This window comes from Ureibacillus sp. FSL K6-0165 (assembly GCF_038004285.1).
Taxonomy (GTDB): domain Bacteria; phylum Bacillota; class Bacilli; order Bacillales_A; family Planococcaceae; genus Ureibacillus; species Ureibacillus thermosphaericus.
On sequence record NZ_JBBOQS010000001.1, the window covers coordinates 1923019 to 1935802 of the forward strand.

At 35.3% G+C, this 12784-nt stretch carries 16 protein-coding genes; 15 read left to right on the forward strand and 1 reads right to left on the reverse strand.

What is annotated here, in order from left to right; all coding sequences use genetic code 11:
* Positions 1 to 39: 39 nt before the first annotated feature.
* The 11 genes from NST00_RS09560 (at position 40) to mtnN (ending at position 8718) form a co-directional block, all read left to right on the forward strand.
* On the forward strand, positions 40 to 300 hold the full coding sequence (locus tag NST00_RS09560; RefSeq protein ID WP_016838611.1) for an IreB family regulatory phosphoprotein: 261 nt from the start codon (positions 40 to 42) through the stop codon (positions 298 to 300).
* A gap of 10 nt (positions 301 to 310) precedes the next feature.
* Positions 311 to 733 (forward strand): Holliday junction resolvase RuvX, encoded by a 423-nt coding sequence (ruvX, locus tag NST00_RS09565; RefSeq protein WP_016838609.1) that lies wholly within the window; start codon positions 311 to 313, stop codon positions 731 to 733.
* A gap of 114 nt (positions 734 to 847) precedes the next feature.
* Positions 848 to 1159 (forward strand): DUF1292 domain-containing protein, encoded by a 312-nt coding sequence (locus NST00_RS09570; RefSeq protein ID WP_016838608.1) that lies wholly within the window; start codon positions 848 to 850, stop codon positions 1157 to 1159.
* Between the two features lie 132 nt (positions 1160 to 1291).
* Positions 1292 to 1810, forward strand: coding sequence for a DUF1292 domain-containing protein (locus NST00_RS09575; protein ID WP_340709894.1), 519 nt, complete (start codon positions 1292 to 1294; stop codon positions 1808 to 1810).
* 322 nt (positions 1811 to 2132) lie between these two features.
* A complete protein-coding gene (mltG, locus tag NST00_RS09580) occupies positions 2133 to 3227 on the forward strand; it encodes an endolytic transglycosylase MltG (protein WP_040764647.1) in 1095 nt (364 codons plus the stop codon).
* 244 nt (positions 3228 to 3471) lie between these two features.
* Complete coding sequence (locus NST00_RS09585; protein ID WP_016838605.1) at positions 3472 to 4104, forward strand: O-methyltransferase; 633 nt, start codon at positions 3472 to 3474, stop codon at positions 4102 to 4104.
* 6 nt (positions 4105 to 4110) lie between these two features.
* Positions 4111 to 5043, forward strand: coding sequence for a peptidase U32 family protein (locus NST00_RS09590; protein WP_340709895.1), 933 nt, complete (start codon positions 4111 to 4113; stop codon positions 5041 to 5043).
* A 28-nt stretch (positions 5044 to 5071) separates the two neighbouring features.
* On the forward strand, positions 5072 to 6337 hold the full coding sequence (locus NST00_RS09595) for a peptidase U32 family protein (RefSeq protein WP_172597920.1): 1266 nt from the start codon (positions 5072 to 5074) through the stop codon (positions 6335 to 6337).
* A 299-nt stretch (positions 6338 to 6636) separates the two neighbouring features.
* On the forward strand, positions 6637 to 7125 hold the full coding sequence (greA, locus tag NST00_RS09600; protein WP_016838602.1) for a transcription elongation factor GreA: 489 nt from the start codon (positions 6637 to 6639) through the stop codon (positions 7123 to 7125).
* Positions 7126 to 7273: 148 nt separating this feature from the next.
* Positions 7274 to 7966 carry a YrrS family protein gene (locus NST00_RS09605; protein WP_016838601.1) on the forward strand — a complete coding sequence of 231 codons (693 nt, stop codon included), beginning with the start codon at positions 7274 to 7276 and terminating at the stop codon, positions 7964 to 7966.
* A 59-nt stretch (positions 7967 to 8025) separates the two neighbouring features.
* Positions 8026 to 8718, forward strand: a complete 693-nt coding sequence (gene mtnN / locus NST00_RS09610; protein ID WP_016838600.1) for a 5'-methylthioadenosine/S-adenosylhomocysteine nucleosidase — start codon at positions 8026 to 8028, stop codon at positions 8716 to 8718.
* A 277-nt stretch (positions 8719 to 8995) separates the two neighbouring features.
* Here mtnN and sigK read toward each other — a convergent pair whose 3' ends face one another.
* The gene (gene sigK / locus NST00_RS09615) at positions 8996 to 9721 is read right to left on the reverse strand and encodes an RNA polymerase sporulation sigma factor SigK (RefSeq protein ID WP_016838598.1); all 726 of its coding nucleotides are present in this window, start codon (positions 9719 to 9721) and stop codon (positions 8996 to 8998) included.
* 266 nt (positions 9722 to 9987) lie between these two features.
* On the opposite strand from sigK, the gene NST00_RS09620 reads away from it, so the two are divergent.
* From NST00_RS09620 to yhbY, 4 genes are read left to right on the forward strand one after another with little or no spacing between them, the layout of a single operon-like run.
* Positions 9988 to 10506 (forward strand): YqeG family HAD IIIA-type phosphatase, encoded by a 519-nt coding sequence (locus tag NST00_RS09620; protein WP_016838597.1) that lies wholly within the window; start codon positions 9988 to 9990, stop codon positions 10504 to 10506.
* The gene (gene yqeH, locus NST00_RS09625) at positions 10506 to 11609 is read left to right on the forward strand and encodes a ribosome biogenesis GTPase YqeH (protein WP_096551271.1); all 1104 of its coding nucleotides are present in this window, start codon (positions 10506 to 10508) and stop codon (positions 11607 to 11609) included. Before NST00_RS09620 ends, yqeH begins: the two co-directional genes overlap by 1 nt.
* A gap of 21 nt (positions 11610 to 11630) precedes the next feature.
* Positions 11631 to 12452, forward strand: a complete 822-nt coding sequence (aroE, locus tag NST00_RS09630; protein ID WP_340709896.1) for a shikimate dehydrogenase — start codon at positions 11631 to 11633, stop codon at positions 12450 to 12452.
* A gap of 17 nt (positions 12453 to 12469) precedes the next feature.
* On the forward strand, positions 12470 to 12763 hold the full coding sequence (yhbY, locus tag NST00_RS09635; protein ID WP_096551267.1) for a ribosome assembly RNA-binding protein YhbY: 294 nt from the start codon (positions 12470 to 12472) through the stop codon (positions 12761 to 12763).
* Positions 12764 to 12784 lie beyond the last annotated feature (21 nt).

Below are 12784 nucleotides of genomic sequence, written 5' to 3' on the forward strand. Positions count from 1 at the left end.
AATTTCCAACTCCTTATTTCCGAAAGCGAGGTGCTGGTCTTGAGTTCGTTTGATCAAACAATGAAATTTAGCTTTCCAGAAGAATCAATGGAAGATGAAGTCAAGCAAGTAATGCTAAAAGTGTACTCTGCACTTGAGGAGAAAGGGTATAACCCGACAAATCAAATCGTAGGGTACTTGTTATCTGGTGATCCGGCATATATTCCTCGCCATCAAGATGCACGAAATTTAATTCGTAAACTTGAACGTGATGAAATTTTAGAAGAGCTTGTGAAATTCTATATTAGAAATAACAAATGAGGAATAATCAATGAGAGTAATGGGATTAGATGTCGGTACGAAGACAGTTGGCATTGCAATCAGCGATCCATTGGGTTTAACAGCTCAAGGAATTGAGACGATTCATATAGACGAAGAAACTGGCGAATTTGGGATTGAACGAATTAAAGAGCTTGTAAAAGAGTACGGGGTTACCGAATTTGTTGTCGGATATCCTAAAAATATGAACAACACTGTTGGTCCACGAGGAGAAGCTTCCGAGAACTATAAGAAGCTTTTAGAAAATGCGTTCAATTTGCCAGTAACGCTTTGGGATGAACGTTTAACAACAATGGCTGCTGAACGAATGCTCATTGAAGCCGATGTCAGTCGAAAAAAGAGAAAAAAAGTAATCGATAAAATGGCAGCGGTCATGATTTTACAAGGATATTTGGATAGTAAATCATTTAAATAAGATCCCATGTTGGGTGAATAAAGTGATTTCATCATGTTTTATACTTTCCTAAAGACAATTATGTCGAGGGATGATTATATATTTTGTTTATATTCTTAAAAAGAGGTGACCAACATGGTACATGAACATGATTATGAAGAAAGACATATTACTGTAATTGATGAAGACGGAAATGAGCAATTATGCGAAGTAATACACACTTTTGATTCTGAGAAATTCGGAAAGTCCTATGTATTATATACAATCGTCGGTGCGGAAGAAGATGAAGATGGTCAAATCGAAATTTTCGCTTCTTCATTTACTCCTGCTGAAAATGGAGAAGATGGAGAACTTCAGCCGATTGAAACGGAAGAAGAATGGGATATGATTGAAGAAGTATTAAATTCTTTGGAAGAAGAATTTGAACTAGAAGACGATGAAGAATAATCATATAAAGTAGGCAAAATTTTGCCTACTTTTTTCATGCTTATGATTGATTTACTTGTTAATAATATCGATTATTTTTCATGGAACGTTCCACACTAAACTTGAAAAGGTTATAAATATTAGGAGGAAAACATGGATCAACAATATTTTTATTTAACAACAGAAGATGGTGTAGAGATGAAATACAAAGTATTATTTACCTTTGATACAGACGACCATTCTTATTGCATTTATACGATAATCGATGAAGATGGTAATGAAAGCGAAGAAATTTCAGCAGTACGATATGAACTTGATGAAAATTTAGAAATGACGAATTTTCAGGAATTGGAAACAGAAGAAGAGTGGGACATGGTTGAAGAAGTATACAATACACTAGTTGATACATTTTCTGAAGAAGAAAGAGACGCATTTATTGCAACGGATGAAGAAGGAAATGAAATAGAATGCAAAGTCATTTATCGATTTACATTAGATGAATTCGGAAAAAAATATGTCGTGTATACAACCGATGAAACGGAACCAATTGAAAACCTTTATGTTGCAAGCTACGTCGATTCGGAAGATGGTGAAATACAAGAAATTTTCCCAGTAGAGTCAGATGAGGAATGGAAAAAAATTGAAGAAACAGTTGAGTTTTTGAATCAATAACTCTAATCAATCCTTTTAGGCTGAAGAATTCCTGCGGTTTGATTTTTTCATACCGCAGGGAAACATAATAAAAACAGTTGTATTGACAATTTATTAAATCATCATTGTTATAAATTGTTGTTTGAAAATTCGTATTTATCAGAAATGATAAGATTGATAGAACTTTTTCTTGTGAAAAAACGTACAAATACATATACAAAACGAAAGAGTCAACCGAAAGCGCATTTCAATATTGTTAATTCTTTCATAATTTTATATGATATGTTAAGAGTTGCAAGGGGGGAAACCAGTGGAGCAAGAACAACAAAGGAAAAATGAAATAATGGATAAAGTAAAATTGCGTAAACAAGAAGGAAAAGTAGTCCGTCGAATTGTAACAACAGTAACGCTGTTTATTTTGACGTTAATTGTAGTTGTTGGGTTATCTGGCACGTTATTTGTAAAAAGTGCATTACAGCCTGTTGATCCACAATCGGAAAAACAAATTCAAGTAGAAATTCCTATGGGCTCTGGGTTATCTACCATTTCAAAAATATTAGAAGAACATGGTATTATAAAAAATGCGACAATCTTTAAATATTACGCAAAATTTAATAATCAGTCGAATTTCCAAGCCGGCAATTATACGATGTCGCCAAGCATGACTTTAGATGAAATTTTAGAAAGCTTGAAAACAGGAAAAGTATATAGAGAACCTGTACTAGCGATAACGATTCCAGAAGGATTAACATTAGAGCAGATTGCTAACATTATTGAAAAAAAGACGAAATACACAAAAGAACAGTTTATGGAGAAGGTAAACAGCGAAGAATTCATTAATAGCATGATGGCTTCTTATCCTGAACTTATTACGGAAGAGGTATTGGATTCCAACATCCGTTACCCGTTAGAAGGATATTTGTTTCCTGCGACTTACGCATTCTATGAAGAAGATGTTACTTTAGATGATATCGTTATTCCGATGATTGAAAAAACAAACGATGTCATCAATGAGTATCAATCTTTAATTGCAGAAAAAGAGATGACAGTTCATGAGCTATTAACATTTGCTTCATTATTGGAAGAGGAAGCCACTGAAAAGACGGATCGCGAGACGATTGCAAGCGTATTTTATAACCGATTAGAAATCGGCATGCCTCTTCAAACGGACCCAACTGTATTATATGCATTAGGCGGACATAAAGAAAGAGTATTATATGAAGATTTAGAAGTTCAAAGTCCATACAATACTTATGTGAACCCAGGATTACCACCAGGTCCAATTGCTAATGCTGGTGTCGTTTCAATTGAAGCTGCTTTAAATCCTACAGATACTGATTATCTCTATTTCTTAGCGGATAAAGAAGGGAACAATCATTTCGCGAAATCATACGATGAACATCTACAAAACAAAAGTCTTTATTTGAATAATAAATAAAATGCAAAAATAGCAGAATTAACCATGTTGGTTAACTGCTATTTTTTATTCATTCAATTCCGATATTGGTAATCATTCGGTCAATAGTCTGAATTCTAAACTTTTCAATATGAAAATAGTAAAGAATGTTCGCTTTCCATTGATTTTCATGTTATGATTAGATGTGATTTTTCCATAGTGTAGTTGATTAAAGCCAACTCGTTTGGTTTTTTTCTTTTTATATATAATCTGAAGGAGAGAAAACATGGAGTTTTCAGATCAGTTCATAGAGTCCTTCATTCATCCTCGGAATGAATTGCTGCAAAAAATGGAACAATATGCACAAAATCACCATGTTCCGATTATGAAAGCTTCGGCAATCGAAGTTTTAACTCAAATACTGCGTATTCAACGACCGAAGACAGTTTTAGAAATTGGTACAGCAATTGGCTATTCGGCTATTCGCATTGCTGAAGCGGTGCCTTATTGCCGTATCGTTACAATCGAAAGAGATGAACAACGCGTCCAACTTGCTAAGCAGTTTATTGAGGAAAGTCACGTTGGAAACCGAATTACGGTGATTGAAGGAGATGCGTTAGAAGTAGATGTAACGAAGTTTCAATCTACTTTTGATGCTGTTTTTATTGATGCAGCGAAAGGGCAAAATATGCGCTTTTTTGAAAAATATTCTCCCCTAGTTCCGTCAGGTGGAGTCATTTATATTGACAATATTTACATGCACGGATTATCGGACATTCCATTGGAAGAAGTACCAAAACGAAAACGCTCGATGATTCGCAATTTAAAAGAGTTTACCGAGTGGATTAAAAACCATTCAGATTATTCTACGACCTTTGTCCCCGTTGGCGATGGTTTACTAATTTGTTTAAAGAGGTGAAGACATTTGAAAAAACCAGAATTACTCGTGACGCCTAAATCAATACCCCATATTAAAGAATTAATCGAGGCTGGTGCCGATGCATTTGTTATCGGTGAACAAAAATTTGGATTGAGACTTGCCGGAGAATTTTCCATTGACGAAGTAAAAGAAGCCACGCAAATCATCCACGAAGCAGGTAAGAAAGTTTATGTTTCTTGCAATGCTTTATTCCATAATGATCGCATTGATGCGTTGGATGAATATTTAAAACAATTACAACAAATTGGACCTGATGCGATTTTATTCGGTGACCCTGCAGTTCTCATGTCAGTTCGAGAATTTGGTATTACAATTCCCCTACATTGGAATCCAGAAACAACAGCAACAAACTGGTTCCAAGTAAATTATTGGGGAGAACGAGGAGCGAAGCGTGCAGTATTAGCCCGTGAGTTATCCCTTGATGAGATTTTAGAAATAAAAGAAAACTCCAAATACGAAATTGAAGTACAAGTACATGGGATGACTTGCATGTTCCAATCAAAACGGAAATTATTAGGAAACTATTTCCTTTACCGAGGAGAAGTAATGGAAATTGAAAATCGAAAAGAAAATAAAAACATGTTCTTACACGATAAAGAACGTAACAACAAATATCCGATATATGAAGACTTGAATGGAACGCATATTTTCTCGCCAAATGATATTTGTTTAATTGATGAATTAACAGAGTTTTTCGAAGCGGGAATCGATTCGTTGAAGATTGATGGAATTTTGCAAACTGAAGAATATATTACGACAGTAACAAGCCTTTATCGACAAGCAATTGATGCTTATTTCGATAAAGGGGAAGATGCTTATGATGAAATAAAAGATGAATTATTCGAAAAAATTAAAGCGATTCAACCACCATTACGTCCATTAGATACTGGATTTATTTATAAGGAAACAGTTTATTAAGAAAGGGGGATCTCCATTGTTACAATTAATTGAAAATGAAAGCATTCGTGAAACAATAAATGGCAAACGCATTATTACGAAAAAGCCGGAATTACTTGCTCCTGCGGGTAGTTTAGAAAAATTAAAAGTAGCTGTACATTACGGTGCTGATGCAGTATTTATCGGTGGTCAAGAATTTGGATTGCGTTCCAATGCAGATAATTTCACCATTGAAGAAATGCGTGAAGGTGTTGAATTTGCAAAAAAATATGGTGCAGTAATTTATGTAACGACAAATATTTTTGCCCACAATGAAAATATGGCAGGCCTAGAAGAATATTTGCGTGCAATTGCTGACGTAGGTGTAAAAGGAATCATTGTAGCAGATCCATTAATTATTGAAACATGTAAAAGAGTAGCGCCAGAGTTGGAAATCCATCTTTCAACTCAGCAATCTTTATCGAACTGGAAAGCGGTAAAATACTGGAAATCTGAAGGTTTGGATCGGGTTGTTTTAGCCCGTGAAGTAGGTGCGGAAGAGATTCGTCTAATCAAAGAAAAAGTGGATATTGAGATTGAAACATTCGTTCACGGTGCTATGTGTATTGCATATTCTGGGCGTTGTGTGTTATCAAATCACATGACAGCTCGTGACTCAAACCGTGGCGGTTGTTGTCAAAGCTGCCGTTGGGATTATGACTTATATGAAAATGTAAATGGGGAAGAAAAACCTTTATTTAATGAAGGAGACGCACCTTTTGCAATGAGCCCGAAAGATTTAAAATTAATTGAATCCATTCCTCATATGATAGAATTAGGAATTGATTCATTAAAAGTAGAAGGGCGCATGAAATCCATTCATTACGTTGCTACGGTAATTTCAGTTTATCGCAAAGTGATCGATAGCTATTGTGCGGATCCGGAAAATTTCAAAATTAAAAGAGAATGGTTGGAAGAATTAGATCGTTGTGCAAATCGTGCCACAGCTTCAGCATTCTTTGAAGGCGAACCTAGCTATAAACAACAAATGTTTGGTTTCCATGCGAAGAAGCCGGAATGGGATTTTGCTGGATTTGTTTTTGATTATGATGAGGAAACACAAATGGTTACATTGCAACAGCGCAATTACTTCAAAACAGGAGATACGGTAGAATTCTTCGGTCCAGAAATCGATACATTTACTATGACAGTCGGTCAAATGTGGAATGAAGAGAATGAACCGATTGAGGTGGCGAACCACCCACTTCAAATCGTGAAATTTAAAGTCGAAAAACCACTTCACCGATACAATATGATGAGAAGAAAAAATAAATAAGAACTGCTCTTGAAACAAAACTCATAGTATAATATGATGAGTATGGTATTGATTCTTTTGCATGATTTTTACATTATTCACTATTAAATGACAATTTGATATATTGTTGAAATAAAATTCGGTTATTAGAAAGCGTCCGTTGGATTCTTCTAAATTGTCCAAAGGTAACATATGCTTTTCTAATAACCGGGTTTTATCATATATAAGAAATTTTTCTTCAGAAAAAGAAAACGATTGCATTACAAAATATGGTAATGTGATTGGATGAAAAAAGTGATGTTTCTTAAGGAGTGAGTGTCTTGTCAAACGAAAAACAATACCCAATGACTTTAGCGGGTAAAGAAAAATTAGAAAAAGAACTTGAATATTTGAAAACAGAAAAAAGAAAAGAAGTTGTAGAACGCATTAAAGTTGCTCGTGGTTTTGGAGATTTATCTGAAAACTCCGAGTATGATTCTGCAAAAGAAGAACAAGCATTTGTAGAAGGGCGTATTTCTGCAATTGAAAATATGTTGCGTAACGCAGTGATTATTGAAGAAAGCGAAGAAGATGCAGATATCGTTACCCTTGGTAAAGCGGTAACATTTATTGAATTGCCGGATGGCGAAGAAGAAGAGTATGTAATCGTTGGTTCTGCAGAAGCAGATCCTTTTGAAGGAAAAATTTCGAACGATTCTCCAATCGCGAAAGCATTATTAGGTCATAAAGTTGGAGATGTAGTGAAATTAACAACTCCTGGCGGCGAAATGGAAGTTAAAATCGTAGCAATTCGTTCTTCAAACGACTAATGGATAATAAAGTCGACAAATTTTATAAAAATTTGTCGACTTTTTCATTTGTAATATTCATATGACAACAATATTAAAAATTTAGTTGAAGTATTTGTTTATCTCAATTTCTTGGTAATATGGAAAAAGAAATATAAGGAGGAATCATATGGCGAAGGAAAAACAAGAATTAAATAGCCGTAGAATGAAACGTTATTCAGATAATAAACGAAAAATGAATCGTATACTCAATGTATTGATAGCCATTGTATTTACGTTAATTGTGATTAATATTTATTTCATCGTAAAAGATGATGAAGAAGATGAAGTGGCTAGAGAAGATACGAAAGTGGAAGAATTAAAAGAACATGAAGATAGTGAAGAATTGGAGGAGCAGGATAGTAAAAAGGATGAAGAAGAATCTTTAGACGCTTCAAATAAAAATGAAGAGCCAAATAATCTGCAAGAAGACAATTCGTCCATTCATGATGAAAACAATGATGAAATTATCGTGTCTACTTCCTCAGATGCCAATGTGGAAAAAGTCATTGTTAATAACAACTGGCAAGTGACGCCTACGAGACAAACTGGTGAGCACGTTTCTGCTTTTGAAGAGGGCCATGTAGATTATGAAGAAAAATTATTGACGATTCGAAATGCTGTGGAATTACAAGAAGATAATATTATTTATTGGTCTGTAAGAAATGATGGCACAGGAAAAGGGGCAGTTGCCGTTGTATCATCAAAAGATCAAACAGAAAAATATCGAGTTCACATAAAATGGATTGAAAATGCAGGATGGATTCCAATTAAAGTAGAAATACTAAAAAAAATTGATGGCACGTATGAAGTAATGAATTGACCACAATGGATATTTCCGTTAAGTTGGAATAGATGTGGATTTCAAGGAGGAATTAAAATATGAAAATTGCAGTTATCGGTGCAATGGAAGAAGAGGTTGAATTATTGCGAAAAGCATTAGAAAATAAAACCGTTACGACCATTGCAAATTGTGAATATACTACTGGTACATATAAAGGAAAAGATGTCGTTTTATTGAAAAGCGGAATTGGAAAAGTGAATGCTGCCATGTCCACAACGATTTTACTTCATCATTTTCAACCAGATGTTGTTATCAATACAGGTTCTGCTGGCGGCTATGACCCTGATTTAGAAGTAGGTTCCGTTGTAATATCAGATGAAGTTAGACACCATGATGTGGATTGTACTGTTTTTAAATATGAAATGGGGCAAGTACCGCAAATGCCACCTGCTTACAAAGCAGATGAAAAGTTAATGAAACTGGCTGTTGAGTCGGTAAAAGAAGTAGGGGAACATCAATATGGAGTAGGGCTCATTTGTTCCGGTGATTCATTTATGTATGACCCTGAACGAGTTGAAGCGGTTCGAAAACATTTTCCGCAAATGAAAGCATGTGAAATGGAAGCTGCTGCGGTTGCCCAAGTATGTTATCAATTTCAAACGCCATTTGTAGTCATTCGCGCCTTATCAGATATTGCAGGGAAAGAATCCGACATTTCATTTGATGAGTTTTTACCATTGGCGGCGAAACATTCAACTGCAATTGTTCTGAAAACGATAGAGAAATTATAAGGATTCTAGAAGGTCTTGACTGCATCATTTGGTAAAAAGTAATATATATGTAAGCTCGTTATGCATTTTTGGAGGAGGTAAAGGTATGATTTTAACATTAATGTTAGTTTCTGTAACAATTACTGCACTTGTTGGATTGATTGCTTGGTACGGTGCAAATGACGGTTCTGTAAAATCAAAATAAAAAACAATTAGCTCGTTTAAATTAATATTTAAATGAGCTTTTTCTATTTATATAAGAATTGAGCCGGCTCAACATTTGAGCTGGCTCATTGTTTTACTTTTTTTCCCGTTCTCTTTCTCTTTCATTTTGATTATGTTTAAATTGTTGGTACAATTTCACAAGAGCTCTTTTTTCAATTCGAGATACATAACTTCGGGATATGTTTAATTTTTTTGCAATTTCTTTTTGAGTTAAAGGTTCTTCATTATTTAATCCGTAACGGTAAATAATAATTTCCAATTCTCTCGGATCCAATGTATTGAGATACGTATACAATTGTTCGAAACTTTCTTTTTGTTCGATTTTTTCGATTGCAGGTTTTTCATCTAGTTGTAAGATGTCTCGTATTTGCAAAGATTGTCCCTCTTTATCCACTCCAATGGGTTCGAATAAGGATACGTCTTTTTGGACCTTTTTTTGTGCTCGAAGGTGCATGAGTATTTCATTTTCAATGCAACGGGCTGCATATGTTGCGAGGCGAGTTTTTTTATCTGGTGTAAAACTGCTCACAGCTTTCATTAACCCGATCGTTCCAATTGAAATATAATCGTCCAATTGTTCGTGTGGGGGATGGAACTTTTTCACCACATGGGCAACAAGCCGCATATTCCGTTCAATTAAATCAAGTCGCGCTTGCTCATCGCCCGCTAAAAATCGTTCAATTGCTTTTGCTTCTTCTTCTGATGTGAATGGTTTATGAAATGCCTGACCTTTAAGGTATCCTAGAAATGCGGGAATATCTAACCAAAGCTGAATCAGTGATGCCAATATTCCGCTCAAGGAGGTCATCCTTTCCGCTTTTTTCGACATTATATGAATTGAAGTATGAAAAAATGCGTAACGACGCTTATTCTGTAGAAAAAAGTAAAATTCATAAGAAAAGGCTTGAAAGAACTGTTTAACATTTGATAGTTTAGTAAATGTTTCAATTGTTGTAGTATTATGTGAGGAGCATTGAGTTCCATCGTTATGTTCGTGCTACATAGGTTTCAAATTGAAGGTTATGCTATAATGGGAAATAAATTTTTGTAAGAGGGGAAAAGGTTTTGTATAAGTTATTTTTACCAAATGAATTTGTTGCATCAGTGTTTGAAATTACTCCAGAAAAATTAAAATCACTTGGAATTCGAGGTATAATAACCGATTTGGATAATACATTAATCGAATGGAATCGAAAGGAAGCGACGAAAGAAATTGCTGAATGGATGAGATTGATGCAAGAAGCAGGCATCCAAATCATCATTGCTTCCAATAACAACGAAGAAAGAGTAAAACGGTTTGCAGAACCATTGAAAATACCGTATATTTATCGTGCAAAAAAACCGCTTGGACAAGCTTATAAAGCTGCTCTTCATAAATTGCAATTAAATAGAAATGAAGTGGCAATGGTAGGCGATCAGTTGCTTACGGATATTTTAGGTGCAAAACGATTGCAACTTTATACTTTTTTAGTTCGACCTGTAGCGGAGTCGGATGGCTTTGTTACGCGCTTTAACCGTTTTGTTGAACGACGCTTATTTAAAGTATTAAAAAGAAAAGGAATTACGATGTGGGAGGAACAATAATGACAGAAATGCCAACTTGTATTGGCTGCGGTGTAAAAATTCAAACTGAAAATCCAGAAGAAACAGGCTATGCGCCGCCAAAAACGTTAGAAAAAGAAACAGTAATTTGCCAAAGATGTTTTCGATTAAAAAACTATAACGAGATTCAACCGGTACGATTAACTGATGATGACTTTTTGAGAATATTAAATGGCTTAGGTAATCATGATGGACTGATTGTGAAAATTGTAGATATCTTTGATTTTAATGGAAGCTTCATACCAGGAATTCATCGATTTGTTGGAAATAATCCGGTATTACTAGTAGCAAATAAATCGGATTTGTTACCGAAATCTGTGAAACGAGAAAAAGTGGTGCGTTGGCTAAAGAGAGCTTCACGAGAATTTGGATTACATCCTGTCGAGGTAAAACTAGTAAGTGCCCATAAAGGACACGGAATGGATGAAGTCATTGAAACAATCGATCAATATCGTGAAGGAAAAGATGTATTCGTAGTCGGTTGTACCAATGTAGGAAAGTCTACATTTATTAATCGCATTATCAAACGCGCTACTGGAGAAGGGAATTTAATTACAACATCTCATTTCCCTGGAACAACTCTAGATATGATTGAAATTCCAATGGAAGATGGAAAAGCAATTTACGATACGCCCGGTATTATCAATCATCACCAAATGGCTCATCATATTCATGAAAGTGAGTTAAAGTATATTACACCGAAAAAAGAAATTAAGCCAAAAGTGTATCAATTAAATGCTGAACAGACATTGTTTATCGGTGGACTAGCTCGATTTGATTTTATTAAAGGTAATCGCAACTCGTTTACTGTGTATGTATCAAACGAACTTCCAATCCATCGTACGAAATTGGAAAAAGCCGACGCATTATATGATGAACACCGAGGCAAGTTATTATCTCCGCCTTCGGAAGAGTTTATCAACCAATTACCTCCATTTGTTCGTCACGAGTTTTCGATAAAAGAAGGTAAAACAGATATCGTCATTTCCGGGCTAGGATGGATTACAGTGCAACAACCAAATGTTGTCGTTGCTTGTCATGCGCCTAAAGGTGTAGAAGTATTTATACGTCCTTCTTTAATTTAAGTATTGGAAGAGGGTTAGGTAATGAAGAAATGGTTTGCTGTTATTGGTGATCCGATCGCTCATTCAAAATCGCCGTTCATGCATAATACGTGGTTTCATGAAATGGGAATTGATGCGACTTACATTCCAATTCACGTGAAAAGTGAACAATTAGAGGAAGCCGTTGCTGCTTTAAAATTGCTAGGTGCTAGTGGATGGAACGTGACAATTCCCCATAAGGAATCCATTATACCTTTATTAGATGACATCGATCCGATTGCTCAAAAGATGGGGGCAGTCAACACAATTGTTAGACAAAATGATGGCTCATTAAAAGGTTATAATACGGATGGTGCTGGTTTTGTACATGCTTTAGAAGAGGCGGTCGGAAAGAACAAAGAGAAGAAAGTGCTTCTGATTGGAGCTGGAGGAGCAAGCAGGGGAATTGCTTTTGCGTTGCAGCAATATGGTTATGAACAAATCCATATTGCCAATCGCACTGTTTCAAAAGCAGAAGCAATCATCCAAGAACTTGGTGAAGGGATTGCTCTTTCTCTTGAACAAGCAGAAAAACAATTAGATCAATATGGTATTATTATTCAAGCGACTTCTCTAGGGCTTTCAACTGGAGAAAACAAGCTCCCAATTTCATTGGATCAATTACAGGAGGGAACAATTGTTGCCGATATCGTGTATAATCCGTTAATGACTCCTTTCCTGTTAGAAGCTGAAAAACGACAAGCAAAGATTGTAACTGGGCTAGGAATGTTTATTCATCAGGGAGCAATCGCATTTAACCATTGGCTAGGTCAATATCCAAACACCGAAAAAATGATGGAGAAATTAATAGAGCAATTAAAATAGATTACTAGGAGGAACCTATGCTTACAGGTAAACAAAAAAGATTTTTGCGGGCAGAAGCCCATCATTTAAATCCGATATTTCAAGTAGGGAAGGGCGGAGTGAATGAACAAATGCTTCGCCAAATAGAAGATGCTCTTGAAGCTAGAGAGCTTATTAAAGTTCGCATTCTAGATAATTGTGAAGAAGATAAACACGATGTAGCAGAAGCATTGGCTTCGGGAACGAATTCTGAACTTGTTCAATTAATTGGCCTTACAGTTGTGCTATATAAACCTTCAAAGAAAAATAAAAGAATTGAATTACCTAAATAAATTTTAAAGTCAGGTGTTCTT

Coding starts and splice junctions, on each gene's coding strand:
- yhbY (WP_096551267.1), top strand. CDS start 12,470: ATGCTTACAGGTAAACAAAAAAGATTTTTGCGGGCAGAAGCCCATCAT.
- aroE (WP_340709896.1), top strand. CDS start 11,631: ATGAAGAAATGGTTTGCTGTTATTGGTGATCCGATCGCTCATTCAAAA.
- ruvX (WP_016838609.1), top strand. CDS start 311: ATGAGAGTAATGGGATTAGATGTCGGTACGAAGACAGTTGGCATTGCA.
- NST00_RS09605 (WP_016838601.1), top strand. CDS start 7,274: ATGGCGAAGGAAAAACAAGAATTAAATAGCCGTAGAATGAAACGTTAT.
- mtnN (WP_016838600.1), top strand. CDS start 8,026: ATGAAAATTGCAGTTATCGGTGCAATGGAAGAAGAGGTTGAATTATTG.
- NST00_RS09575 (WP_340709894.1), top strand. CDS start 1,292: ATGGATCAACAATATTTTTATTTAACAACAGAAGATGGTGTAGAGATG.
- NST00_RS09585 (WP_016838605.1), top strand. CDS start 3,472: ATGGAGTTTTCAGATCAGTTCATAGAGTCCTTCATTCATCCTCGGAAT.
- yqeH (WP_096551271.1), top strand. CDS start 10,506: ATGACAGAAATGCCAACTTGTATTGGCTGCGGTGTAAAAATTCAAACT.
- NST00_RS09570 (WP_016838608.1), top strand. CDS start 848: ATGGTACATGAACATGATTATGAAGAAAGACATATTACTGTAATTGAT.
- mltG (WP_040764647.1), top strand. CDS start 2,133: ATGGATAAAGTAAAATTGCGTAAACAAGAAGGAAAAGTAGTCCGTCGA.